Annotated in this window: 26 protein-coding genes; 9 read left to right on the top strand and 17 right to left on the bottom strand. The window is 68.8% G+C overall.

Annotation, left to right across the window (positions count from 1 at the left end):
• The first annotated feature begins 51 nt into the window (after positions 1–51).
• Positions 52–471 (top strand): OsmC family protein, encoded by a 420-nt coding sequence (locus OCT48_RS03945; RefSeq protein WP_263591432.1) that lies wholly within the window; start codon positions 52–54, stop codon positions 469–471.
• 181 nt (positions 472–652) lie between these two features.
• Entirely contained in the window at positions 653–1447 is a 795-nt protein-coding gene (gene speD, locus OCT48_RS03940) for an adenosylmethionine decarboxylase (protein WP_183382814.1), read from the top strand.
• Between the two features lie 126 nt (positions 1448–1573).
• On the opposite strand, the gene coq7 is transcribed toward speD, so the two are convergent.
• The 6 genes from coq7 to phaR all read right to left on the bottom strand — a co-directional run bounded on the left by coq7 (position 1574) and on the right by phaR (position 5992).
• A complete protein-coding gene (gene coq7 / locus OCT48_RS03935; protein WP_263591431.1) occupies positions 1574–2227 on the bottom strand; it encodes a 2-polyprenyl-3-methyl-6-methoxy-1,4-benzoquinone monooxygenase in 654 nt (217 codons plus the stop codon).
• 152 nt (positions 2228–2379) lie between these two features.
• On the bottom strand, positions 2380–2724 hold the full coding sequence (locus OCT48_RS03930; RefSeq protein WP_263591430.1) for a histidine triad nucleotide-binding protein: 345 nt from the start codon (positions 2722–2724) through the stop codon (positions 2380–2382).
• 36 nt (positions 2725–2760) lie between these two features.
• The gene (locus OCT48_RS03925) at positions 2761–3633 is read right to left on the bottom strand and encodes a phosphoribulokinase (protein ID WP_263591429.1); all 873 of its coding nucleotides are present in this window, start codon (positions 3631–3633) and stop codon (positions 2761–2763) included.
• Positions 3633–4067 carry an acyl-CoA thioesterase gene (locus OCT48_RS03920; RefSeq protein ID WP_263591428.1) on the bottom strand — a complete coding sequence of 145 codons (435 nt, stop codon included), beginning with the start codon at positions 4065–4067 and terminating at the stop codon, positions 3633–3635. Before OCT48_RS03920 ends, OCT48_RS03925 begins: the two co-directional genes overlap by 1 nt.
• A gap of 93 nt (positions 4068–4160) precedes the next feature.
• Complete coding sequence (gene purD / locus OCT48_RS03915) at positions 4161–5456, bottom strand: phosphoribosylamine--glycine ligase (RefSeq protein WP_263591427.1); 1296 nt, start codon at positions 5454–5456, stop codon at positions 4161–4163.
• An 80-nt stretch (positions 5457–5536) separates the two neighbouring features.
• Positions 5537–5992, bottom strand: coding sequence for a polyhydroxyalkanoate synthesis repressor PhaR (gene phaR / locus OCT48_RS03910; protein WP_263591426.1), 456 nt, complete (start codon positions 5990–5992; stop codon positions 5537–5539).
• A gap of 100 nt (positions 5993–6092) precedes the next feature.
• Here phaR and OCT48_RS03905 point away from each other — a divergent pair, with 100 nt between their 5' ends.
• Positions 6093–6806 carry a 16S rRNA (uracil(1498)-N(3))-methyltransferase gene (locus OCT48_RS03905; protein WP_263591425.1) on the top strand — a complete coding sequence of 238 codons (714 nt, stop codon included), beginning with the start codon at positions 6093–6095 and terminating at the stop codon, positions 6804–6806.
• A 7-nt stretch (positions 6807–6813) separates the two neighbouring features.
• On the opposite strand, the gene OCT48_RS03900 is transcribed toward OCT48_RS03905, so the two are convergent.
• The 9 genes from OCT48_RS03900 to OCT48_RS03860 form a co-directional block, all read right to left on the bottom strand.
• Positions 6814–7371 carry an ATP-dependent zinc protease gene (locus OCT48_RS03900; RefSeq protein ID WP_263591424.1) on the bottom strand — a complete coding sequence of 186 codons (558 nt, stop codon included), beginning with the start codon at positions 7369–7371 and terminating at the stop codon, positions 6814–6816.
• A 29-nt stretch (positions 7372–7400) separates the two neighbouring features.
• Entirely contained in the window at positions 7401–8648 is a 1248-nt protein-coding gene (locus tag OCT48_RS03895) for a lytic murein transglycosylase (RefSeq protein WP_263591423.1), read from the bottom strand.
• 206 nt (positions 8649–8854) lie between these two features.
• Positions 8855–9256 carry a monovalent cation/H(+) antiporter subunit G gene (mnhG, locus tag OCT48_RS03890; protein ID WP_263591422.1) on the bottom strand — a complete coding sequence of 134 codons (402 nt, stop codon included), beginning with the start codon at positions 9254–9256 and terminating at the stop codon, positions 8855–8857.
• Positions 9249–9518, bottom strand: coding sequence for a monovalent cation/H+ antiporter complex subunit F (locus OCT48_RS03885; RefSeq protein WP_263591421.1), 270 nt, complete (start codon positions 9516–9518; stop codon positions 9249–9251). Before OCT48_RS03885 ends, mnhG begins: the two co-directional genes overlap by 8 nt.
• A 16-nt stretch (positions 9519–9534) precedes the next feature.
• The gene (locus OCT48_RS03880; protein WP_263591420.1) at positions 9535–10008 is read right to left on the bottom strand and encodes a Na+/H+ antiporter subunit E; all 474 of its coding nucleotides are present in this window, start codon (positions 10006–10008) and stop codon (positions 9535–9537) included.
• Positions 10005–11516 (bottom strand): Na+/H+ antiporter subunit D, encoded by a 1512-nt coding sequence (locus OCT48_RS03875; protein WP_263591419.1) that lies wholly within the window; start codon positions 11514–11516, stop codon positions 10005–10007. The genes OCT48_RS03880 and OCT48_RS03875 overlap by 4 nt, the downstream gene beginning before the upstream one ends.
• Positions 11513–11860 (bottom strand): Na+/H+ antiporter subunit C, encoded by a 348-nt coding sequence (locus tag OCT48_RS03870; protein ID WP_263591418.1) that lies wholly within the window; start codon positions 11858–11860, stop codon positions 11513–11515. The genes OCT48_RS03875 and OCT48_RS03870 overlap by 4 nt, the downstream gene beginning before the upstream one ends.
• Before the next feature lie 12 nt (positions 11861–11872).
• Positions 11873–12307 (bottom strand): Na+/H+ antiporter subunit B, encoded by a 435-nt coding sequence (locus OCT48_RS03865; RefSeq protein ID WP_263591417.1) that lies wholly within the window; start codon positions 12305–12307, stop codon positions 11873–11875.
• The gene (locus OCT48_RS03860) at positions 12300–14630 is read right to left on the bottom strand and encodes a putative monovalent cation/H+ antiporter subunit A (protein ID WP_263591416.1); all 2331 of its coding nucleotides are present in this window, start codon (positions 14628–14630) and stop codon (positions 12300–12302) included. Before OCT48_RS03860 ends, OCT48_RS03865 begins: the two co-directional genes overlap by 8 nt.
• Positions 14631–14884: 254 nt before the next feature.
• On the opposite strand from OCT48_RS03860, the gene OCT48_RS03855 reads away from it, so the two are divergent.
• From OCT48_RS03855 to OCT48_RS03830, 6 genes are read left to right on the top strand one after another with little or no spacing between them, the layout of a single operon-like run.
• Positions 14885–17707, top strand: a complete 2823-nt coding sequence (locus OCT48_RS03855) for a monovalent cation/H+ antiporter subunit A (RefSeq protein ID WP_263591415.1) — start codon at positions 14885–14887, stop codon at positions 17705–17707.
• Positions 17707–18054, top strand: coding sequence for a Na+/H+ antiporter subunit C (locus OCT48_RS03850; RefSeq protein ID WP_263591414.1), 348 nt, complete (start codon positions 17707–17709; stop codon positions 18052–18054). Before OCT48_RS03855 ends, OCT48_RS03850 begins: the two co-directional genes overlap by 1 nt.
• Complete coding sequence (locus tag OCT48_RS03845) at positions 18051–19562, top strand: monovalent cation/H+ antiporter subunit D (RefSeq protein ID WP_263591413.1); 1512 nt, start codon at positions 18051–18053, stop codon at positions 19560–19562. The genes OCT48_RS03850 and OCT48_RS03845 overlap by 4 nt, the downstream gene beginning before the upstream one ends.
• On the top strand, positions 19559–20056 hold the full coding sequence (locus OCT48_RS03840) for a Na+/H+ antiporter subunit E (RefSeq protein WP_263591412.1): 498 nt from the start codon (positions 19559–19561) through the stop codon (positions 20054–20056). The genes OCT48_RS03845 and OCT48_RS03840 overlap by 4 nt, the downstream gene beginning before the upstream one ends.
• Positions 20050–20319, top strand: a complete 270-nt coding sequence (locus tag OCT48_RS03835; RefSeq protein ID WP_263591411.1) for a K+/H+ antiporter subunit F — start codon at positions 20050–20052, stop codon at positions 20317–20319. The genes OCT48_RS03840 and OCT48_RS03835 overlap by 7 nt, the downstream gene beginning before the upstream one ends.
• Positions 20320–20335: 16 nt before the next feature.
• Positions 20336–20761 (top strand): Na+/H+ antiporter subunit G, encoded by a 426-nt coding sequence (locus OCT48_RS03830; protein ID WP_263591410.1) that lies wholly within the window; start codon positions 20336–20338, stop codon positions 20759–20761.
• On the opposite strand, the gene OCT48_RS03825 is transcribed toward OCT48_RS03830, so the two are convergent.
• Together OCT48_RS03825 and hemH are read right to left on the bottom strand one after the other, a co-directional pair.
• Positions 20758–21708, bottom strand: coding sequence for an IS481 family transposase (locus OCT48_RS03825; RefSeq protein WP_263591409.1), 951 nt, complete (start codon positions 21706–21708; stop codon positions 20758–20760). The two genes, OCT48_RS03830 and OCT48_RS03825, sit on opposite strands and share 4 nt — an antisense overlap.
• Before the next feature lie 250 nt (positions 21709–21958).
• Complete coding sequence (hemH, locus tag OCT48_RS03820; protein ID WP_263591408.1) at positions 21959–23044, bottom strand: ferrochelatase; 1086 nt, start codon at positions 23042–23044, stop codon at positions 21959–21961.
• Between the last annotated feature and the right edge of the window lie 20 nt (positions 23045–23064).

Below are 23064 nucleotides of genomic sequence, written 5' to 3'. Positions count from 1 at the left end.
ACCCCATGCCGGGCCATTCGCATCCACCATTGAGAGAAGGAACCCCTGCCCATGAAAGCCAGCGTCAAGTGGACCGACGGTCGCCAGTTCGTCGCCGAGGCCGGGAGCGGCCACAGTGTGGTCATCGACGGCCCGCCCGACCACGGCGGCCGCAACACCGGCCCGCGGCCCATGGAGATGCTGCTGATGGGGCTGGGGGCCTGCACCTCCTTCGACGTCCTGGAGATCCTCGAGAAGTCCCGGGCCCCGGTCAGCGACTGCGTGGCCAGCGTCGAGGCCGAACGCGCCGACAGCGTGCCGAGCGTGTTCTCCAGGATCCACGTACACTTCACCGTCAGCGGACAGGGCCTCAAGGAGAAGCAGGTCAAGCGGGCCGTGGAGCTGTCCGCCGACAAGTACTGCAGCGCCTCGATCATGCTGGCCAAGGGGGGCGTCGAGGTGACGCACTCCTTCACCATCGTCGAGGACTGAGGGGGAACACGGTAGCGGCGCCTGCGATTCGTCACGTGACGGTGACGCGGGGCAGCGAAAAAAATGGGGGCCGGCGGGTGCGCCGTCATCGGTGGCTGTGCATAATACGCGCCTTTCGAACGCCTGGGTTCCGGCGCCACACGTCGGGATGACATCATCTGCCACAGAGGGAGGCTCGGACGTGACCGACAATCTCCGACTCCACGGGTTCAACAACCTGACCAGCTCCCTGAGCTTCAACATCTACGATATCTGCTACGCGAAGACCGAGGAGCAGCGCAGGGCCTACATCGACTACATCGATGAGCTCTACAACGCCGAGCGGCTGACGCAGATCCTCAAGGATGTGACCAACATCATCGGCGCCCATGTGCTCAACATCTCGCGGCAGGACTACGAGCCCCACGGCGCCAGCGTGACCATCCTGATCGCCGAGCACGAGTTGGAGGAGACCGATCCGGAGCAGCTCGAGCCGGGCCCGGGCCCGCTGCCCGAGACCGTGGTCGCCCACCTGGACAAGAGCCACGTCACGGTGCACAGCTATCCGGAATCCCACCCGGACAACGGCATCAGCACCTTCCGCCTGGATATCGACGTCTCCACCTGTGGCCACATCAGCCCGCTCAAGGCGCTGAACTACCTGATCCACAGCTTCGATTCCGACATCGTGACCATGGACTACCGGGTGCGCGGCTTCACCCGGGACGTGGACGGCAGGAAGCTGTTCATCGACCACGACATCACCTCCATCCAGGACTACCTGGCCGAGGACACCAAGCAGGCCTACCAGATGATGGACGTGAACGTGTACCAGGAGAACATGTTCCACACCAAGATGCTGCTCAAGGACTTCGAGCTGGAGAACTACCTGTTCGGCACCTCCCGGCGGGACATCACCTTCGAGGAGGCCCGGGACATCGAGGGCCGTTTGCGCAAGGAGATGCTGGAGATCTTCTACTCCCGCAACATGGATTGACCCGCCGCTGTGCGGCGGAGCTTTAAGCCTTAAGCTTGAAGCTGGAAGAAAAAGCGACCCCCCACCTCGGCCTGACCGAGGTGGGGGTTCTGTCTTTGGGGTTTCTTCAAGCTTACGGCTTCAAGCTTAAAACTTGTACACGGACTTGGTCATCACCCGGGACGCGAGCGTCATGCCCGCCTTGACCGGCCCCGGGAAGCGGGCGCCGCCGGCCTCCAGGGCCTGCTGGGCGTGATGGGCGTGATGGGCCTCGTCGATGGCCATCTGGCGCAGCACCGCCCGGGAGCGGTGGTCGCCCGGCGGCAGCTCCGCCATATGGGCATCGAGATGGCGGCCCACCTGCTCCTCGGTGGCCGCCACGAAGCCCAGACTGACGCGATCGCCGACGGCACCGGCCACCGCCCCGATGCCGAAGGAGGCAGCGTAGAACAGCGGGTTGAGCCGGCTGGTGTGGCCACCGAGCTCCTGCAGGCGGGCGTCGCACCAGGCCAGGTGATCGATCTCTTCCTGGGCGGCGGCCTCCATCTGCCCGCGGATCTCGGGCAGCTTGGCGGTCAGCCCCTGCCCCTGGTAGAGCGCCTGGGCGCAGACCTCGCCGGTATGGTTGATGCGCATCAGCCCCTCGGCATGACGACGCTCCTCGTCGCTCAGGTGGTCGTCGTGGACCTCCGGCGTGGCCGGCGAGGGCCGCGAGGGCTGGGCGGCGCGGGGCACCAGGGTGCGCAGCACGGCATCGAACTGGCGGACCAGGTCATCGGCGCGAGAATACTGACGGTTCATGACACCCCCTTGATCGGTCGTGGCGACATTGTAACCGAGTCGCCGCTCGCCGAGCAGGCCCCATGAGGCGACGCCGCCCCGAGGGGCGGCGTCGTGGGCATGCACCCGATGCGTCGAGCGCTAGGGGCGCGCGGCGAACCGCGGAGCGCCGGCTAGCCAGCCGGCCAAGTGAAGCGACGACCGCCCATCAGGTGCATGTGGATATGATAGACCGTCTGGCCGCCCTGCTCATTGCAATTCATCACCACCCGATAACCGTCCTCGGCGAAGCCGGCCTGCTTGGCCAGTTGGGCGGCGGTGAACTGCAGGCGCCCCACCAGGGCCAGGTCGCCGTCCTCCTCGATGTCGTTGAGGGTGGCGATGTGCCGCTTGGGCACGATCAGCAGGTGGGTCGGGGCCTGGGGATTGAGATCCTTGAAGGCCAGCACCTCGTCGTCCTCGAAGACGATGTCGGCGGGGATCTCGCGCTCGATGATCTTGCAGAACAGGCAGTCCATGGATTCGGGCTCCTCGGCGGTTGGCTCGGGTGGCGGTCAGCGGAAGCGCCGCTGGGCCAGCAGGTGGCGCACCAGCGGCCCCAGGATCAGCTCCATGGCCAGCGGCAGGCGCGACCCCGGGACCACCAGGGTGTGGGGCCGGCTCATGAAGGCATCCTGGATCATCGACAGCAGGTAGGGGAAGTCCACGGTGGCGGGGTCGCGGAAGCGGATCACCACGAAGGACTCGGCATCGGTGGGGATGTCCTGCACCTCGAAGGGGTTGGAGGTATCCACCGTCGGCACCCGCTGGAAGTTGATATGGGTGCGCGAGAACTGCGGCTGGATATAGCGCACGTAGTCGTCCATGCGGCCCAGGATGGTGTCGATCACCGCCTCCTGGGAATAGCCCCGGTAGCGCATGTCGCGGTCGATCTTCTGGATCCACTCCAGGTTCATGGTCGGCGCGACCCCCACCAGCAGGTCGACATGACGGGCGATGTCGTGCTCGGCGGTGACCAGGCCGCCATGCAGGCCCTCGTAGAACAGCAGGTCGGTGCCCGTGGGCAGCGGCTGCCATTCCGTGAAGGTGCCGACCTGGTAGCCGGCCTCGATCATCGCCTTGTCCTCGGCGTGGATGTAGTGCCGATAGGTCCCGGCGCCCGTGTCGCCGTACTCCTGGAAGAGCGTGTCCAGGTGGTCGAGCAGGTTGGCCTCCACGGCGAAGTGGGAAAGCTCGTCCTTGCGCTCGGGCTCCTCGCGGAAGATCCGCGCCAGCTCCTGGCGGGTATAGCGATGGAAGGCGTCGCCGTCGACGAAGGCGGCATGCACGTCCTCGCGGGCGAACATGCGCTCGAAGGTCCGCTTGACCGTGGTGGTGCCGGCCCCGGAGGAGCCGGTCACGGCGATGATCGGGTACTCTCGGGACATCAGGCCGCTCCCGTCAGGCAGTCACGCACCGCGCCGGGGATCGGCACCGGACGGCCCCCCGCCGGGTCCACCAGCATCAGGTTGAGGCGGGCGGTGGCGACGATCGCCGCGTCCGCCTCGCGACGGACGCGGTGGTAGACGGTGATGGCCTTGCGCGAGGGTGCCGGGATCGCGGTATCGACCACCAGGGCGTCGGGCCAGCGGGCCTCGGCCCGATACTGCACCGCGAGGTCCGCGGCCACGCTGGGGTAGCCGCCCATGTCGCCCTCGGCGAGCCCCAGTGCCGCCAGCGCCGAGATGCGCGCCTCGTGGAGCAGCGACACCAGGGCATCATGGCCCAGGTGACGGCCATAGTTCATGTCGGTGACCCGCACCGTCAGCGGGTGGCGATGGCGAATATCCGCCTCGGGAAAGGCCAGTCTGACGCGCTCCATGCAGCCTCCTTGTTATTGTCTGGCGGCAGTACGGCTCGAACATTGCCCCACGTGGCTCGCGCCCTCGCGCGGCACCCGATGCAACATCCGGGCTTAGCCCTCGCCGCACTCGCGGGCGATGGCGCGGTGGGCGATGTCGCGGCGATACAGGGCCTCGGGCCAGTGGATCTCGGCCACCCCCCGGTAGGCCAGGTCGCGGGCCGCGGAGACGCCCTCGCCCAGGGCGGTGACGCACAGCACCCGGCCGCCGGCGGTGACCACCTCGCCCTGCTCGCCCTCGGCGGTGCCGGCGTGGAAGACCTTGCAGCCGGTGGCCTCGGCCGCCGCGAGGCCCTCGATGGCGTCGCCCTTGCGGTAGCTGCCGGGATAGCCGCCGGCGGCCATCACCACACCCACCGCGGCCCGCTCGTCCCAGTCGCAGCCGAGCCCGGCCAGCTCGCCGCGGGCCCCGGCCAGGCACAGCTCGGCGAGGTCCGAGGCCAGGCGCAGCAGGATCGGCTGGGTCTCGGGGTCGCCGAAGCGGCAATTGTACTCGATCACCCGGGGGTCGCCCGCCCCATCGATCATCAGGCCGGCATACAGGAAGCCGGTATAGGGGTGGCCCTCCTCGGCCATGCCCTGCACGGTGGGCCGGATGACCCGCGCCATGATGCGCTCGAAGACCGCGTCGGTGACCACCGGCGCCGGGGAGTAGGCGCCCATGCCACCGGTGTTGGGGCCGGCGTCGCCATCGAAGGCGCGCTTGTGGTCCTGGCTGGTGGCCAGGGGCAACACCGTCTCGCCGTCGACCATGACGATGAAGCTGGCTTCCTCGCCCTCGAGGAACTCCTCGATCACCACCCGGGCCCCGGCGTCACCGAAGGCATTGGCCTCGAGCATGTCGCGTATCGCGGCCTCGGCCTCGTCCTGCGTCATGGCCACGATGACGCCCTTGCCGGCGGCCAGGCCGTCGGCCTTGATGACGATGGGCGCGCCCTTCTCGGCCAGGTAGGCGAGTGCCGGCTCCACCGCCACGAAAGTGCGGTACTCGGCGGAGGGGATGGCATGGCGCGCCAGGAAGTCCTTGGTGAAGGCCTTGGAGCCCTCGAGCTGGGCCGCGCCGGCGGTGGGCCCGAAGATCGCCAGCCCCGCCTCGCGGAAGCGATCCACCACGCCCGCCACCAGCGGTGCCTCGGGGCCGACGACGGTCAGCGCGACGTCCTCGTCCCGGGCGAAGGCCACCAGGCCGTCCAGGTCGTCGACGCCGATGGCCACGTTCTCGAGTCCCGGCTCCCGGGCGGTGCCGGCATTGCCGGGCGCCACGAAGACGGTGTCGACCCGGGGCGACTGGGCGACCTTCCAGGCCAGGGCATGTTCGCGGCCACCGCCGCCGATGATCAGAACCTTCATCCGCTGCTCTACCTCAATACCTCGGGGAAACATCGCGGCATTATGTCAGAAACCGCTCCCGACCGCCGCCCCGGGTGGCCTCACTTGTCCTCGGAGTCGTCGCCCTTCTTGCCGGAGCCGCCGAGGTTCTGCTGCCAGAAGCGCATGTTCTCCTCGGCCAGCTCGCGCATCATCTCCATCGGGGTGTGGCGCATGGCCTGCTGCCACTGGTCCTGCATGCGCTTCTGCTGCTCCAGCATCAGCCGGGTGCCCTGCTCCAGGTAGCGTGCCAGGGGCAGGGGCTGGGCCATGTCGTAGACGCGGATGAACTGGGCCAGCAGGTCGTTGGAGAACACCTCGGCATCGCCGCCGGCCTGTTCCTGCTCGATGATGATCGTCAGCAGGATGGTCCGGGTCAGGTCCTCGCCGGACTTGGCATCCTCGACGCGAAAGGGCACCTCGTCGAGGATCAGGCCCCGCAGATCCTCGAGGGTCACGTAGCGGCTCTGTTCGGTATCATAGAGCCTGCGGTTGGCATACTTGCGAATCACGCGCACGGCGATGCTCCTTGTCGTGGCAGGTGGGCGGTCGCCCCCTTATGCAGGTATTGTGCACCGCGCCACCATCCATGCAAGGCAAAAGGCATCACGAGGCCCCATGAACCTGATCCTGCTCTCGCCCGAGGACATCGAGAACGACCGCCTGGCGCGGGTCCGCGACCCCCGTCGCCTGGCGCACCTGACCGAGGTCCACCGGGCCCGGGCGGGCGATGTCATGACCCTGGGCGTCGCCGGCGGCCGGCTGGGACGCGGCGAGCTGCTGACCCTCGACGCGCACGAGGCGGTGTTCGACGTGGCCGGCCTCGACCAGGCCCCGCCGCCGCCGCTGCCGGTGCATCTGGTACTGGCCCTGCCGCGCCCACGCATGCTGGCCAGGACCCTGGAACATGTCACGGCGCTGGGCGTGAAGGAACTGACCCTGCTCAACACCCGCCGGGTCGAGAAGAGCTACTGGCAGTCGCCGGAGCTCGGCGACGACAAGATCCGGCGCCACCTGGTGCTGGGCCTGGAACAGGCCCGGGACACCCGGATGCCGACGGTGTCGCTGGCCAAGGGCTTCCGGCCCTTCGTCGAGGACCGCCTGCCGGCGCTGCTGGCGGGTCGCCAGGGCCTGCTGGCCCATCCGGGCATGGCGGAAGCCTGCCCGCGCGGGATCGAGGCCCCCACCCTGCTGGTGGTCGGGCCGGAGGGCGGCTTCATTCCCTGGGAAGTGGAGCGGCTGCTCGCCGCCGGCTGCCGGGGCATCCACCTCGGCCCGCGCATCCTGCGGGTGGAGACCGCCGTGACCGCCCTGCTCAGCCGGCTGTTCTGAGCGCGGCTCAGTCCTCGTCGCCGGCCTCCCGCCGGTCGGGCGCGTGAGGCACCCGGGGCGAGTCCTCGTCGCAGTCCGCCTCGGTCAGGAAGGTCTCGCGCACGTCCAGCCGGCCGAGGTGGCCGATGGTGCGACGCCCCAGCAGCATCGGGTAGGTCATCTCCTCGCGATTGCGCAGGCTGAACTCCTCCTCGTAGCGGGTCTCCCCCACGCAGATGTCCATCAGCACCACCAGCCGCTCGTCGCGGCCGCCGGCGCCGCGCACCACCATGTCGCGGTAGAGGGGACGCTCCAGGGTCATCGAGAAGGTCTCGCCGGAGTCCTCGTCCTCGAGCATCAGCCGAAAGCGCACCCATTCCTCCCCCGCCTTCTCGAAGGTCTCGATGTGGCGGGCGTCCAGCGACGAGGTCAGGGCCCCGCTGTCCAGCTTGGCCTTGACCGCCACGTCCCAGGGCGCCAGCGTCACCGTCTCGATCCAGCCCACCACCCGGTCGGGGGCGGCAGCCGAGGTCAGGGCCGGCCACAGGGCCACGGCCAGCAGCAGGGGGCGAAGGATGGCGGTCATGCGAGGTCTCCTGAGGGTCATGCTGGGGATCAGAGGGGCTGGCGCCGCAGGCGCTCGAGCAGGCCGAGGGTGGCGAAGCCATCGGGGACCAGGCCGAGCCGGCGCTGGAAGGCGCGCAGGCCGCGCCGGGTGTTCGGCCCGAGGATGCCGTCCGGCGGGCCGACGTCGTGGCCGAGGGCGTTCAGCCGACGCTGCATCTCGCTCACCTGAGCACGCTTCAGCGGCGGCTCCTCCCGGGGCCAGGCGCCCTGGATGGCGTCGCGCCCGGCCAGGACGTCCGCCAGGCTGGCCACCGCCAGGGCATAGCTGGTGGCATTGTTGTAGCGGCGGATGACGCGGAAGTTGTGGCCGACCAGGAAGGCCGGCCCCCGGGCCCCCGCCGGGGCGATCACCGCGGCGGCGGCGAGGTCCGGCAGCGGCCGGCCCTGCCGGCCCCGCACGCCGGCGGCGGCCCACTCGGCACTGGCGCGACGGACCGCCGGATCGGCCAGGCCGTGGTCGAAGTCCGCCGGCAGCACGACCTCCGCCCCCCAGGGCTCGTCCTCGCGCCAGCCGGCATTGTCGAGGTAGTGGGCGGTGGAGGCCAGCACATCGGGAATGCTGCCCCAGATGTCGCGACGCCCGTCGCCGTCCCCGTCCACCGCATGGGCCAGGAAGCTCGAAGGCAGGAACTGGGTGTGGCCCATGGCGCCGGCCCAGGAGCCGACCATGCGCGCCGGGGCGATGTCACCGGCCTCGATGATGCGCAGGGCCGCGATCAGCTCGTCCCGGGCGAAGTCGCGGCGGCGCCCCTCGTAGGCCAGGGTGGCCAGGGCCTCGAGGATCGAGAAGTCGCCGAGATAGTCGCCGTAGCTGCTCTCGATGCCCCAGATGGCCACCAGGATCTCGGCCGGCACCCCGTAGCGCCGGGCCGCCTCCCGGGCGGCGACCCGATGCTCGGCCAGACGCGCGCGGCCGTTGCGGATCCGGGACGGGGAGACGGCGCTGTCCAGGTAGGTCCAGATCGGGCGGACGAATTCCGGTTGGCGGCGATCCAGCTCGATGACCCGGGGGCGGTAGCGCAGGCCGTCCAGGGTCCGCTCCAGGGTCGCCTCCGCGATGCCCGCCGCCCGGGCCCGCTCCCGGAAGGACGCCCGCCAGGCCTCGAAGCCGGCCGCCTCCGCCCGCTCGGCGGCCGGCGCGTCGCTCGCGGCGACGGGATCGGGCGAGGCGGCCCGGGCCTGGCAACCCGCCAGGGCAACACACAGCAGGGCGAGCGAGAGGATCCTGGGCATCATGGGGTGACGTTCCTTGGCGACATCAGGCCGACGATCATCGCGCAGAACGCCGTCTCAGGCCAGTAGCAGCAAGCGGGTGACAGGCGTTGAAGGACGACAGGCCGGCAGGACGGCCGAGCCAGCGGGGCCAGGGATCAAGGGATGACGGTCATGACGGACCTCCCGGGCGGTGTGGCGGCGCGCCCCGACCCGGCGGACCGGTCGGCTCAGGAGGGATCGCGCGGCATGGGGTCCGACGGCTCGCCCGGCCGTTCCAGGCCGCTGTCGAGGCGGTGCGTGAGGGGGTGATAGTGGGGGCGCAGCTCGTCCTTCACGGTGCCGCTCCACAGCCGCGTCCCGACGAAATAACCCGCCCGGCCGATGACATGGGCCGCCACCGGCGCCGTCATCATCAGGAAGAGCACCACCCCGAGCGCCCGGGCGACCACCGCCACCTCGCCGAAATGCAGCGCCACCGCCAGCATGATCAGCGAGACCCCGAGGGTGGCCGCCTTGGTGGTGGCATGCATCCGGGTCAGCAGGTCGGGCAGGCGGACCACGCCGATCGCGGCCACCAGCATGAAGGTGGTGCCGGCGAGGATCAGGCCGACCACGAGCCACTCAATCATCCCGCGGCCCTCCCCGCTCCAGGAAGCGGGCGAAGCCGATGGTGGCCATGAAGCTCATCAGCGCCATGACGATGGCCACGTCGAGCAGCAGGGCGATATCGGTGGCGATGGCCAGCAATCCGATGATCCCCACGGTGATCGTCGCGAAGAGCTCCAGGGCCACCACCCGGTCGGGCAGGCCGGGCCCGCGGAACAGGCGCAGGAAGACCAGGCCCAGCGCCAGGGTCAGTAACGTCAGGCAGAGCAGGATCACGATCGGCATGGCGGGTCTCCCTTGGCTAGCGGAACAGCGCCAGGGCCCGGCGCTCGAGCTCGGCCAGGCTGCGTCGCAGCCCCGGCTCGTCGCCGAGGAACATGGCATGAATGTAGAGCACGCGATGGTCGTCGGAGACGTCCAGGCTCAGGGTCCCCGGGGTCAGGGAAATCAGGTTGGCGACGAAGGCGATCTCGAAGTCGCTGCGCGCCGCCAGCGGCATGGCGATCACCCCCGGCTTCATGTACCAGGGCGGCGTGAGGATGTCGTAGGCCACCTTGAGGTTGGCCAGCAGCAGCTGCCGGATGAAGAAGCCGACGAAGGCGACCAGCCGTGGCAGGCGTTGCGCATAGCCCGACAAGGCGGCGATCCGGGGCTGCACCAGCGCCAGGACCAGATAGGCGAAGACCAGCCCGGTCAGCAGGTTGGCGCCGCTGAAGTCACCGGTGAGCAGCAGCCAGCCCAGCCCCAGCAGCAGGTTCCACATCATGCCGATCATGGCCCCTCCTTCCCGTCGGAGCCGAGCACCGCGCGGATATAGCGCTCGGGGTCGAGCAGCTCCTCGGCCGAGGCCTCGGCGAGGCCATAGAGGGACCCCGCATTCAGGCCGAGGAACAGCGTGCACAGCGCCAGCCCCACCACCGGCGCCATCATCAGCCACAGTTCGCCCCGCCCCACCGGCGCCGGCGTGTCGACGGCCTGCGGACAGGCCTTCCAGAACACCTCGGCCCAGATCTTGACCATCGAGAAGAGGGTGAGCAATCCCACCAGCAGGGCAATGGCGGTCACCCCGTAGGCTCCGGCCTCGAGGCCGGCCCGGATCACGATGAACTTGGCGAAGAAGCCGGAGAGCGGCGGCATGCCGGCCAGCGACAGTGCCGGCACGAGGAACAGCACCGACAGCCAGGGGCGCTGCCGATAGAGCCCGCCAAGCCGCTCGAGACGATAGCTGCCGCGCAGGCGATGGACGATGCCGCTGATCAGGAAGAGGTTGGTCTTCACGATGATGTGATGGACGATGTAGAAGAGCCCGCCGAGCACGGCCAGGGGCGTGAACAGCGCCAGGCCCAGCAGCATGTAGCCGATCTGGCTGACGATATGGAACGACAGGATGCGCCGGAACTCGAACTGGGCCGCCGCCCCGAGCACCCCCGAGAGCATGGTCAGGCCGGCCCCCCACAGCAGGACTTCATGGGTATAGCCCGGGCTGTGGGGAAAGATCAGGGTGAATATGCGAAACAGGGCATACACGCCCACCTTGGTGAGCAGCCCCGCGAACAGTGCCGAGACCGCCACCGGCGGCGTGTGATAGGAGGCCGGCAGCCAGAAGAACAGCGGGAAGGCCGCCGCCTTGATGCCGAAGGCGACCATGAACATCATCGCCAGGGCCTCGACCATGCCGTCCCCCGGGAGCATCGTCACGCGCCGGGCGACATCGGCCATGTTCAAGGTGCCGAGCTTGCCGTAGAGCAGGCCCACGGCGACCAGGAAGATCACCGACGACAGCAGGTTGAGGGTGACGTACTTGATCGCCCCCTCCATCTGGGCCTTCTCGCCGCCCAGGATCAGCAGCGCGAAGGACGCCACCAGCATCACCTCGAACCACACGTAGAGGTTGAACAGGTCGCCGGTGAGGAAGGCACCCACGACCCCCGCCAGCAGCAGATGCATCAGCGGGAAATAGCCGAAGGCCTGGTGCTCTCGGCCGCTGGTCGCCAGCGAGAAGACCGCCACGGCCAGGCCGATCAGGCCGGTGATGACCACCATCAGGGTGCCCAGCAGGTCGGCGACCAGGCTGATGCCGAAGGGCGCCGGCCAGGCGCCCACCTGTACCACCAGGATGCCCTCCTGCCGGACCCGGTGCAGCAGCCAGCCCCCGGCCAGCAGCAGGCCGCCGGTCCCCGCCACGGCGAGCCCTCGCTGCAGCCGTGGCAGGCGCCAGGCCATCAGCGACAGGGTCCCGGCGAGCAGGGGGATCAGCAGGGGCAGCGTGACCGCCGGATTCACGTATCGGTTTCCTTCAGGTGGTCCAGGTCATCGGTGCGCACCACTTCCCAGGCACGATGCACCAGCACCACGGCGAAGGACAGCACGCCGAAGGAGATGACGATGGCGGTGAGCACCAGCGCCTGGGGCAACGGATCGGCTACCGCCCCTGCGGGCACGCTCATCCCCTGGGGTACCAGCGGGGGCGCGTCGCGGGTCAGGCCGGCGGTGACGAAGATCAGCAGGTTGGCCGCATTGGAGAGCAGCATCAGGCCGATCACCAGCTTGACGATGGAGCGGCGCAGCATCATGTAGATGGCGGCGGCGAAGAGAATGCCGATGGTCACGGCCATCACGGGTTCCATGAAACCTCCTCGTCAGCGGATCGCATCGTCCCGATCGGTCTCCACCAGGGCGATGATGGCGGTCAGCACCGAGCCGATCACCGCCAGGTAGACGCCGATATCGAAGATCAGCGGGGTCGAGATCTCGAGCCCGATGCCCGGGATCCGCCACCACTGGGCGGTGAACAGGGGCTCGCCCCGCCACCAGGCGGGCAGGGTCGAGAGCACGCCGATCAGCAGCCCCAGGCCGATCAGGTCGCGGGGTGACACCTTGAGAAGGGCGTGCAGGGCCTGGCGCCCGTGGGCGAACAGGAACAGGGCCAGCCCTCCCGCGGCCACCAGGCCGGCGATGAAGCCGCCGCCCGGCTCGTCATGGCCGCGCTGCAGCAGGAACAGCGAGAACAGCAGCTGCAGGGGCACCAGCAGGCGCGCCGCGACCTCGAGGATCAGGGTACCGGACTTAACCATGATCGCCCTCCCCGGGTCGCGCGTCCCGCCGGCTCACGGGGCCCTCGGGACGCAGGCCGAGCATCGCGAAGACGCCGGTGGCGGCCAGGCCCAGCACGATGACTTCGCCGAGGGTATCCAGCGCCCGGAAGTCCACCAGGATGACGTTGACCAGGTTGTGGCCATGCCCCAGCGGCTGCCCGTTGGCGATCATGTACCCGGAGATGCGCGGTAGCCGCTCGCCGCCAAGCACCGACAGCATCAGCAGGCTGACCAGCCCACCGACCAGGCTCGCCACCCCCAGGTCCCGCAGACGTTGCAGCGGGGTGGAGAGGATGGCGAAGCGCGGCAGGCGAAACAGCACCAGTGCCAGCAGGACCACCGTCAGGGTCTCCACCAGCAGCTGGGTGATCGCCAGGTCCGGCGCGCTGAACAGCACGAAGGTCAGGGCGATGGAGAACCCCATGGCCCCTAGGGCGGCGACCGCCGCCAGCCGGGAACGCATCAGGCAGGCCGTCACCGCCCCGGCCACCATCAGCGCGGCGACCAGGACCTCGTGCACCCGGGCCGACGGCACGGGGGCCGCCAGGGCCCCGTGGCGCACGAACAGGGCATGACCGACCAAGCCCAGCAGCACCAGCAGGGTCATCACCAGGTAGCTGCGCAGGTGGCCATTCTGCAGCCATCGGGTCTGCGCCTCGGCGAGACGCAGCCATCCGCGCATCACGGCCGCGTAGCCGCCCTCCGGGCCGAGGGCCATGACGGGGTCGAGCCGCGCCGACCAGGTCCGCAAGCCCTCCCAGTGGCGCACCACCAGCGCCCCCAGCAGCAGGCTGGCCAGCGACAGGCCGAGCGGCAGGGTGAGGCCATGCCAGAGCGTCAGGTGGACCGTGGCCTCGCGCACGCCCAGGCCCCGCACGATGGCCGTCACCAGGTCCTCGAGCCCGTGCGGCGCGAGCCCCAGCCACAGCGAGAGGCCCGCCAGCAGGGCCGGGCCGGCGAGCATCGCCGGGGAGCCCTCGCGGGGCGGCCGGGGCGTCTCCCGCACGGCCCCGAAGAAGGGACGCAGGACCATCAGGGCCGCCACCGCCAGGGTCAGCAGGGCGGCGAGGAAGGCCAGTGGCAGGATCACCCAGCGCAGGGGGGCGGCCTCGAGCACCGCGGCGAACAGCGCCTCCTTGCCGATGAAGCCCAGTAGCGGCGGCAGGCCGGCCAGCGACAGGGCGGCGAGCCCGGCCACCAGGGCGGTCCAGGGCATGCAGTGGCGCAGCCCCCCCATGCCGGTCAGGTCCCGGGTCCCGGTCGCCTGGTCGAGGATGCCGGCCACCAGGAACAGCGCGCCCTTGTAGAGCGCATGGGCCACCAGGAAGACGACGAAGGCGGCGAGCGCGGCGCGGGTGCCGATGCCCAGCAGCAGGGTCATGGCGCCCAGCGCCATCACCGTGGAGTAGGCCAGCAGGATCTTGAGGTGGGTCTGGCGGATCGCCAGGCAGGCGCCCAGGGCCATGGTCAATGCCCCCACCAGTGAGAGGGTGACGCCCCAGGCGTCACTGCTGCCCAGTACCGGGTGCAGGCGGGCCAGCAGGTAGATACCGGCCTTGACCATGGTCGCCGCGTGGAGATAGGCCGAGACCGGCGTCGGCGCGGCCATGGCATTGGGCAGCCAGAAGTGGAAGGGAAACTGCGCCGACTTGGTGAAGGCCCCCAGCAGCACACAGACCAGCAAGGGTCCATGCAGCGCATGTGCCTGGACGGCCTCGCCGCGGCCGGCCAGCTCGGCCAGCGACCAGCTGCCCCCGGCCTGGGCCAGCATGACCAGACCGGCCAGCAGTGCCAGGCCGCCACCGGCGGTGACCATCAGGCTCTGCAGCGCCGCCTTGCGCGCCACCGGATCCTCGTGATGAAAGCCGATCAGCAGGTAGGAGGTCAGGCTGGTGAGCTCCCAGAAGATGAACAGGGTCACCAGGTTGTCGGCCAGCACCAGGCCGAGCATCGCCATCATGAAGGCGACGATCAGCACCAGGAAGCGGGGCTGGTCGGGATCATCACGCAGATACTCGCCCGAATAGACCAGCACCAGGGCCCCGATGGCACAGATCAGCAGGGCGAACAGCCAGGCCAGGCCGTCGAGGAAGAAGGTCAGCGAGACCTCCAGGGCGGGAACCCAGGGCCAGGCCAGCAGCAACGTCTCGCCGGCGGCGATCAGCGGCCACTGCCAGAGCAGCCACAGCACCAGGCTGGCAGGCAGCAGGGCCATCATCGACGCCGTCCGGGCGCCGAGCCAGCGGTGCAGCAGTGGCGCCAGCCCCGCCATTACGAAACCTGCCAGCACAGCCTGTTGCATGAAGTTCCTCCGCGCCAGACGTGGCCCTCGGCGTGGGTAGGTTTTTTTGGTCCTGTCGCTTCACTCTAGTCGAGGCGGGGAGTTGAAAGGCAAGGAGGGCGCGAGACGCCTTCCTTTGCGGTAGAGTATGGGGCGAATGCCATTGATGGGCCTGTTCGCCCAGGGACGGATGCGACGCCTTGCCGCTTGCTCGGGGCCGTCCCTCGGCAGGATGGGACCCTTGGCCCAACGCAAACGCGCAGGATGACCGATCGATGACATTGCTGTGGATCGCCTTGTTGCCCCTCCTCGGTGTACTGGTGCCGCCGCTGGTGGCGAACCGGGGGCGTCGTGACTGTTCCCTGGCCACGGCGGCCCTGCCGACCCTGGCCCTCGTGCTGACCCTGTCCCAGGTGCCGGCCCTCAACGCCGGGGAAGCGCTGCGCTTCTCTGCCGAATGGATCCCGGCACTGGGCCTCGAGGTGGCCTTCCGACTGGACGGGCTGTCGCTGCTGTTCAACCTGCTGATCCTGGGGATCGGCCTGCTGATCCTGCTGTATGCGCATTACTACCTCGCGCCCGAGGAGCCCTACGGTCGCTTCTATGCCTACCTGATCCTGTTCATGGCCTCCATGGTCGGCATCGTGATGGCCGACAACCTGTTGCTGCTGTGGATGTTCTGGGAGCTCACCAGCCTCTCCTCCTTCCTGCTGATCGGCTTCTGGTCCCACCGCAGCGATGCCCGCAAGGGGGCCCGCATGGCGCTGGTGGTGACCGGCGCCGGGGGGCTGGCGTTGCTGGCCGGCTTCCTGCTGCTGGGCGACATGGTCGGCGGCTTCGAGATGGATCGGGTGCTGGCCGGCGGCGAGACCATCCAGGCCGACCCCCGCTTCCCGTTGATGCTGACCCTGGTGCTGCTGGGGGCCTTCGCCAAGTCGGCGCAGTTTCCCTTCCAGTTCTGGCTGCCCCACGCCATGGCCGCGCCGACGCCGGTCTCGGCCTATCTCCACTCGGCGACCATGGTCAAGGCCGGCATCTTCCTGATGGCCCGGCTGCACCCGGCGCTGGCCGGCAACGAGCTGTGGACGATGGTGGTCTCCCTGGTGGGCATGACCACCCTGCTCTACGGCGCCTGGTTCGCCCTGATGAAGACCGACCTGAAGGGCATCCTGGCCTTCTCCACGGTCAGCCACCTGGGCCTGGTGACGGTGCTGCTGGGCATCGGCAGCCCCATGGCGGTGCTGGCGGCGCTGTTCCACATCCTCAACCACGCCACCTTCAAGGCGGCGCTGTTCATGAGCTCCGGGATCATCGACCACGAGACCGGCACCCGGGAACTGGCCCGCCTCGGCGGCCTGGCGAGGGCCATGCCGGTCACCGCCCTGCTCACCTCGATCGCCGGCGCGGCCATGGCCGGGGTGCCGCTGCTCAACGGCTTCCTGTCCAAGGAGATGTTCTTCGCCGAGAGCCTGACCACGCCGGTGCTGGGTGGCCTGAGCTGGCTGATGCCGGTGATGGCGACCCTCGGCGGTGTGCTCTCGGTGGCCTATTCGCTGCGCCTGGTTCACGCGGTCTTCTTCAAGCCGCCCCGCCAGTCGCCTCCCAAGACGCCCCATGAACCGCCCCGGCTGATGCGCGCCCCCGTCGAGCTGCTGACGGTCCTCTGCGTGCTGGTGGGGCTCTTCCCCTCCGCCCTGGCCGGAGGCCTGCTCGACCTGGCCACCCGCGCCGTGTTGCTGGCGCCGCTGGAGTTCCACCTGGCCATCTGGCATGGCGTCAATCTGCCGCTGCTGATGAGCGCCATCGCCCTGGCCGCCGGCATCGGCCTCTATCACCTGCACCGTTACCTGCGGCGCTTTCTGCGGGGCTTTCGGCCGGTGGATGCGCGGATGGTCTTCGAGGCCAGCGTGCAGCGCCTGGGGCGGCGATCGGAGGGCCTGCTCGCCCGGCTCGACAATGCCTCGCTGCAGCGCTACATGGGCCTGCTGCTGTTCAGCGCCCTGGCGCTGACGGCACTGGGCCTGGTCATGGTGCCGAGCCTCGCCGGCGACCAGCCCCAGCGCCCGGTGGACGGCGTGCTGCTGACCGGGGCGATGCTGCTGATGTTCAGCGGCCTGGGCACGGTCATCGCCCACCGCTACCGCCTGATCTCGCTGCTGCTGCTGTCCATGGTCGGCCTGCTGGTCTCGCTGACCTTCGCCCGCTTCTCGGCCCCCGACCTGGCCCTGACTCAGCTGTCGGTCGAGGTGGTCACCATGATCCTGCTGATGCTGGCGCTGTTCTTCCTGCCCCAGAAGACCCCGCGGGAATCCTCGCTGCCGCGCAGCGTGCGCGATGCCCTGCTGGCCGGGGCCCTGGGCATGGCCATCGCCAGCCTCAACTACGCCGTGCTGACCCGCGGCACGCCCAGCATCTCGGGCTTCTTCCTCGACAACAGCGTGCCGGGCGGTGGCGGCCACAACGTGGTCAACGTCATCCTGGTCGACTTCCGCGGTTTCGATACCCTGGGCGAGATCACCGTGCTGGCCCTGGCGGGCCTGGCGATCTTCAAGCTGCTCAACCGCCTGAGACTGTTCATGCCCCACAGTGACGGCGAGGGCCGCCTGTGGTCGCCGGATCGCTACCCGATGATCCTGACCACCATCTCCCAGGCGCTGCTGCCACTCGCCCTGCTGGTCTCGGTGTTCATCTTCCTGCGTGGCCACAACCTGCCCGGCGGCGGCTTCATCGCCGGGCTGATCACCGCGGTGGCGCTGATCCTGCTCTACATGGCCCGGGGCGTGGCGTGGGCCCAGGAACGCCTCGCCTTCCAGTACCAGCCGGTGGCCATCGCCGGGGTCGGCGTGGCCGCGGTGACCGGGGTGGGCAGCTGGCTGTTCGGCCACCCCTACCTGACCTCGGCCTTCGGCCACTTCCACCTGCCGTTGATCGGGGACATCGAGCTGGCCACGGCGATGATCTTCGACCTGGGGGTCTACCTGGCCGTGGTCGGCGCCACCCTGATGATCCTGGCCAACCTCGGCAAGGTAACCACGCCGCACCGGCCGGCCAAGAACGAGGCCGCCCCCGCCACGACCACCGCCAAGGAGAAGCGCTGATGGAAAGCCTCTATGCCATCACCACCGGCGTGCTCAGCGCCTGCGGGCTCTACCTGACCCTGAGGGGACGGACCTTCCCCGTGGTGGTCGGGCTGACCCTGCTGTCCTATGCGGTCAACCTCTTCCTGTTCTCCATGGGCGGGCTGACCACCAATGGCGCGACCATCATCGACGGCGCCCGCGACTATGCCGACCCCCTGCCCCAGGCCCTGGTGCTGACCGCCATCGTCATCGGCTTCGCCATGACGGCCTTCGCCGTCATCCTGTCGATGCGAGCCCGCGGCGACATGGGCAACGACCATGTCGACGGTCGCAAGCAAGAGGAACGAGAGGAGAACCACCGGTGATGCAGCATCTGATCGTCCTCCCCGTGGTCCTGCCGCTGCTGACGGGCCTGTTCCTGCTGCGCAGCCTCCACGGCGGGACCCGCCTGAAGCGCGTGCTCGGCGTGACCTCGACGGGGCTGCTCGTGCTCATCGCCCTCGCCCTGCTGCTGCGCGCCGCCGACGGCGAGGTCGCCTACTACGCCCTGGGCGGCTGGCAGCCCCCCTTCGGCATCGTGCTGGTGCTGGACCGCCTCTCGGCGCTGATGGTGCTGCTCACCGCCGTGCTCGCCCTGGGCTGCGTGATCTTCGCCTGCGGCGGCGACGACGAGAAGGGCAGCAACTTCCATGGCCTCTTCCAGCTGCAGCTGATGGGCATCAACGGCGCCTTCCTCACCGGTGACCTGTTCAACCTCTTCGTCTTCTTCGAGGTGCTGCTGCTGGCCTCCTATGCCCTGCTGCTGCACGGCGGCGGCAGGTCCCGCATCCAGGCCGCCGTGTACTATGTGGTGCTCAACCTGGCCGGCTCGGCACTGTTCCTGATCGCCGTGGGGACCCTCTACGGCGCCACCGGCACCCTCAACATGGCCGACATGGCGGTGCGCCTCGGCGAGCTGCCCGCCGAGCGCGCCGGCCTGGTCACCGCCGGGGCCCTGATGCTGCTGGTGGTGTTCGGCCTGAAGTCGGCGATCCTGCCGCTGTACTTCTGGCTGCCCCGTGCCTATGCCGCGGCCCCGGCGCCGGTGGCGGCGCTGTTCGCGATCATGACCAAGGTCGGCATCTACGCCATCCTGAGGGTCTACTCGCTGATCTTCGGCGAGCACGCCGGGGACCTGGCCGACCTCGAACAGCCGTGGGTCTGGTGGCTGTCGCTGGCGACCCTGGCGATCGCCACGGCGGGGGTGCTGGCGGCCCGCGACCTGCGCCTGCTGATCGCCTACCTGGTCCTGGTCTCGGTGGGCACCCTGCTGGCCGGGGTCGGCATGGGCACCGTCGAGGCCACCGCGTCGCTGCTCTACTATCTAGTGCACACCACCCTGGTCACCGGCGGCCTCTTCCTGCTCGCCGAGATGATCGGCCTGCAGCGCGGCAAGGCCGGTACCCGCATCGTCAAGGGCAAGCCACTGACCCAGGGCGGCCTGTTGGCGCTGCTGTTCCTGGTCGGCGCCGTGGCGGTGGCCGGCCTGCCGCCGCTGTCGGGCGCCATCGGCAAGGCCCTGCTGCTCCAGGCGGCCACGCCGGCCCAGCAGCCCTGGCTCTGGCCACTGCTGCTGGCGAGCGGCCTGGGGGCGATGGTCGCGCTGTCCCGCGCCGGCTCGACCTTCTTCTGGCGCAGCCAGTCCGGTGAGAGCAACGGTGAGCGCCTGTCCCGCCACCAGTGGGTGGGCGTGGGCCTGCTGCTCGCCGCCTCGCCGCTGCTGGCGGCCCTGGCCGGGCCGGTCAGCGACTACACCCGGGCCACCGCCAGCCAGCTGGCCAACCCGGACAGCGTCGTCGGAACCCTGCTGCCCGATGCTGGAGACGCCCCATGATCACCCCCCGCTCCTGGCTTCCCATCCCGCTGCTGTCGCTGCTGCTGCTGGTGGTCTGGCTGCTCATGGTACGCAGCCTGGCCTTCGGCCACCTGCTGCTGGGCAGCGCCCTGGCGGTCGCCATTCCGCTGTTCACCTACCGCTTCTGGGACGTGCAGCCCCGGGTCAAGCGACCCGGCCTGCTGCTACGCTTCATCCTGCGCGTGCTGGGCGACATCATCATCGCCAACTTCCAGGTCGCCTGGCTGATCATCAACCCCTGGCAGCGCTCCCGCCCCCACTTCGTCGAGTATCCCCTGATGCTGGAGGAGCGGTTCACCATCACCCTGCTGGCCAATACCATCAGCCTGACCCCGGGCACGGTGTCGGCCAACCTGCGCATGGACGGCAAGACGCTGCTGGTGCATGCCCTCAACGTGGAGGATGAGGACGCGCTCATCGCCGAGATCCGGGATCGCTACGAGCGGCCGCTCAAGGAGATCTACGAATGCTAGACATCGCGCTGAAGATCAGCCTGGCACTGATCCTGATGGCCATCGTCCTGAACGCCTTCCGTCTGACGATCGGCCCCTCGATGCCCGACCGCATCCTGGCCCTGGACACCATGTACGTGAACTCCATCGCGCTGATCGTGCTGATGGGGCTCTGGCTCAACACCAAGACCTACTTCGAGGCGGCCCTGCTGATCGCCATGCTCGGTTTCATCAGCACCGTGGCCGTCTGCAAGTACCTGCTGCGCGGCGATATCATCGAATAGGCGAACCGGAGCCATCATGACGACCTTTGTGATCCTCGAGGGCGTGATCTCCCTCTTCCTGATCGCCGGCGGGGCCTTCGCCTTCATCGGCTCGCTGGGCATGGCCCACCTGCGCGACTTCTACATGCGCCTGCACGGCCCCACCAAGGCCACCACCATGGGCATCGGCTGCACGCTGATCGCCTCGATGCTCTACTTCGGGGTGATCGACAGCCAGCCGGTGGTCCAGGAGATGCTGATCACCCTCTTCCTGTTCATCACCGCCCCGGTCAGTGCCCACCTGCTGGCCAAGTCGGGGCTTCACCAGCGGCTCCCCCACGTCGACAAGACCCGCGGACGCCCGGCGGAGTTGCGCAGCGAGGAACTCGGCGAGAAGCCCGTGCCACACCCGGAGCATGGGCATGAACCCCTCACCCACGAGCGCGAGCGTCCCTCCCGCTAGGTGTGTAAACCCACCAGGTTGTTCACGGAAAGCCTCAGCCGGCTAACCGGAGGCCGATAATCCAGACTGGCATGTGGCCGATGCCAGTTGTACTGATGAAGCCAGGCAGGCAGATGCCTGCCTCGCTCCTCCGAGCTGATGTATGACCGGGCGTAGGCCCATTCCCGCAGCGCGGTCTGAATGAACCGCTCTGCCTTGCCATTGGTGCGGGGCGTATAGGGTCGAGTGCGTTTGCGCTTCAGTCCCAGACGCCGGCACAGGCGGCGGAACGGCTTGGATTTGTAGCATCCACCATTGTCGGTCAGCACGCGCGAGAAGCGAATGCCCAGGTTCCTGTAGTAACGCACGGCCTCCAATAGGGCATAGCACGCACTCCAACCGGTTTCATCGGGATAGCGGGTGCCGAAAGCGACCCGCGAGTGATCGTCGATGGCGATGTGAACATACTCCCAGCCGGCGCCCCGCGTGTTCTGCTGGCGATCGCCGGTGACACGATGCCCTGGGCGTTCGAAGCGGCCGAGTTTCTTGATGTCCAGGTGCAGTAGATCTCCCGGCGCGTCATGCTCGTAACGATTCACGGGACGGGCAGGTGCCAAGGCCGAGAGACGATTCAGCCCCTCGCGTTCGAGGAGCCGTGCGACCGTGCTGTGTCCGATCCCTAACCGCTCGGCGATCTGGCGGTAGGTCTGGCGCTGCTGGCGACGCTCGAGGACCTGCTCGCGAACCTCGGCAGGGACCGCATGAGGGCAGCGACGGGGACGAGAAGAGCGGTCCTGCAGCCCGGCCTCACCCTCTTGCCGGTAGCGGCGCACCCACTTGTAGACCGTCCTCACACTGACACCTTGCGCCTTGGCGACCTCCACTGGCCGAAGCCCTTCGTCAACGACTCGGCGGACCAGCAGGGCTCGACCATGCAGGGTAAGACGGGCATTCTTATGGGTGTTCATCCGGGCCTCCTGGAGGTTGGTTTGGGTCGCACCTCCAATTGTCCGGGTAGGTTCCGGATGAACAACCTACCGAGAGATCACAGCTAGGCGTCTGTCGGATGTGACCGATCGTCACGAGGTTCACGGATTTCGAGTCAAGTCTATCGATCTGTTGAGGCGAATAGCGCGCTATTTAACGAAACAGATCGAATGAAGTCGGCCGAAGGCCCGGGATTTGCAGTCGATCAGCGTCAAGTCCGACAGGCTCCTGCTAGAGCCAGCCGGCCAGCTCGTTCTCGGCGATCGCCGCCAGCGCCCGGACATGGTCGTCCCGGGCGTTGAGGCAGGGCACATAGGTGAAGGTCTCACCGCCGGCGGCCAGGAAGGCGTCGCGGATCTCCTGCTGGATCTCCTCCAGGGTCTCCACGCAGTCGGCGGCGAAGGCCGGCGAGATCACGGCGATATGCTTCCTGCCCTGGCGGGCCAGCGCCGCCACCTGGTCGACGGTGGCCGGCCCCACCCACTCCTCGGGCCCGAACTTCGACTGGAAGGCGGTGACGACGGCCCCGTCGGCCAGCCCCACGTGTTCCTTGAGCAGCCGCGTGGTCTTCAGGCACTGGCAGTGGTAGGGGTCACCCTCCTCGAGATAGCGCTTGGGCACGCCGTGGTAGGAGGCGACCAGCACCTCGGGCATCGACGTCGCCGCGTCATAGGCCTCCCGCACCGAGGCGCCCAGGGCGGCGATATAGTCGGGGTGCTCGAAGTAGGCCGGGACCGTGCGGATGGCGGGCTGCCACTTGAGCCGCATCAGGGTGCGGAAGGCCTGGTCATTGGCCGTGGCGGTAGTGGGCGAGGCGTACTGGGGATAGAGCGGGAAGAACAGGATGCGCTCACAGCCCCGGGCCTGTAGCCGACGCAGCACGCTCTCGGTCGAGGGATTGCCGTAGCGCATGCAGAAGTCCACCTCGACCCGCCCGCCATGCTCGGCCTCGAGCCGTGCCGCCAGCTTTTCCGTCTGCTCCCGGGTGATGGTCAGCAGCGGGCTCTCGTCGAGGGCCTCGTTCCAGATACTGCGATAGGCCCGGCCCGAGGCGAAGGGCCGCTTGGTGAGGATCACCAGCTGCAGCAGCGGCTGCCACAGCCAGCGGGAGTAATCCACCACCCGCCGGTCGGAGAGAAACTCGTCGAGATAGCGGCGCATGGACCAGTAGTCGGTGGCGTCCGGGGTACCCAGGTTGGCCAGCACCACGCCCACCTTCCGGCGCGCGACGGGTGGGTGATCGACGGGAGCCTGGGCCAGGCGGTCCTCGCCCGGACGGGCGAGGTCGTTGCCGACGGAATTCTCGAGAGCTGCCATGGTGCGCGGTCCCTGTGGTG

Origin of the sequence: Halomonas sp. M4R1S46 (assembly GCF_025725685.1) — a bacterium.
Classification (GTDB): domain Bacteria; phylum Pseudomonadota; class Gammaproteobacteria; order Pseudomonadales; family Halomonadaceae; genus Halomonas.
This window is presented reverse-complemented; position numbering and strand designations above follow the sequence as displayed.

Bases quoted from the DNA above. Each gene is read 5' to 3' on its own strand.
- OCT48_RS03850 (WP_263591414.1), top strand. From the start codon at position 17,707: ATGGAAAGCCTCTATGCCATCACCACCGGCGTGCTCAGCGCCTGCGGG.
- mnhG (WP_263591422.1), bottom strand. From the start codon at position 9,256: ATGATTGAGTGGCTCGTGGTCGGCCTGATCCTCGCCGGCACCACCTTC.
- OCT48_RS03895 (WP_263591423.1), bottom strand. From the start codon at position 8,648: ATGATGCCCAGGATCCTCTCGCTCGCCCTGCTGTGTGTTGCCCTGGCG.
- OCT48_RS03930 (WP_263591430.1), bottom strand. From the start codon at position 2,724: ATGGACTGCCTGTTCTGCAAGATCATCGAGCGCGAGATCCCCGCCGAC.
- OCT48_RS03870 (WP_263591418.1), bottom strand. From the start codon at position 11,860: ATGGAACCCGTGATGGCCGTGACCATCGGCATTCTCTTCGCCGCCGCC.
- OCT48_RS03905 (WP_263591425.1), top strand. From the start codon at position 6,093: ATGAACCTGATCCTGCTCTCGCCCGAGGACATCGAGAACGACCGCCTG.
- OCT48_RS03880 (WP_263591420.1), bottom strand. From the start codon at position 10,008: ATGATCGGCATGATGTGGAACCTGCTGCTGGGGCTGGGCTGGCTGCTG.
- hemH (WP_263591408.1), bottom strand. From the start codon at position 23,044: ATGGCAGCTCTCGAGAATTCCGTCGGCAACGACCTCGCCCGTCCGGGC.
- OCT48_RS03860 (WP_263591416.1), bottom strand. From the start codon at position 14,630: ATGCAACAGGCTGTGCTGGCAGGTTTCGTAATGGCGGGGCTGGCGCCA.
- OCT48_RS03835 (WP_263591411.1), top strand. From the start codon at position 20,050: ATGCTAGACATCGCGCTGAAGATCAGCCTGGCACTGATCCTGATGGCC.
- OCT48_RS03900 (WP_263591424.1), bottom strand. From the start codon at position 7,371: ATGACCGCCATCCTTCGCCCCCTGCTGCTGGCCGTGGCCCTGTGGCCG.
- coq7 (WP_263591431.1), bottom strand. From the start codon at position 2,227: ATGAACCGTCAGTATTCTCGCGCCGATGACCTGGTCCGCCAGTTCGAT.
- OCT48_RS03840 (WP_263591412.1), top strand. From the start codon at position 19,559: ATGATCACCCCCCGCTCCTGGCTTCCCATCCCGCTGCTGTCGCTGCTG.
- OCT48_RS03925 (WP_263591429.1), bottom strand. From the start codon at position 3,633: ATGTCCCGAGAGTACCCGATCATCGCCGTGACCGGCTCCTCCGGGGCC.
- OCT48_RS03920 (WP_263591428.1), bottom strand. From the start codon at position 4,067: ATGGAGCGCGTCAGACTGGCCTTTCCCGAGGCGGATATTCGCCATCGC.
- OCT48_RS03830 (WP_263591410.1), top strand. From the start codon at position 20,336: ATGACGACCTTTGTGATCCTCGAGGGCGTGATCTCCCTCTTCCTGATC.
- OCT48_RS03865 (WP_263591417.1), bottom strand. From the start codon at position 12,307: ATGGTTAAGTCCGGTACCCTGATCCTCGAGGTCGCGGCGCGCCTGCTG.
- OCT48_RS03855 (WP_263591415.1), top strand. From the start codon at position 14,885: ATGACATTGCTGTGGATCGCCTTGTTGCCCCTCCTCGGTGTACTGGTG.
- purD (WP_263591427.1), bottom strand. From the start codon at position 5,456: ATGAAGGTTCTGATCATCGGCGGCGGTGGCCGCGAACATGCCCTGGCC.
- OCT48_RS03825 (WP_263591409.1), bottom strand. From the start codon at position 21,708: ATGAACACCCATAAGAATGCCCGTCTTACCCTGCATGGTCGAGCCCTG.
- OCT48_RS03945 (WP_263591432.1), top strand. From the start codon at position 52: ATGAAAGCCAGCGTCAAGTGGACCGACGGTCGCCAGTTCGTCGCCGAG.
- OCT48_RS03885 (WP_263591421.1), bottom strand. From the start codon at position 9,518: ATGCCGATCGTGATCCTGCTCTGCCTGACGTTACTGACCCTGGCGCTG.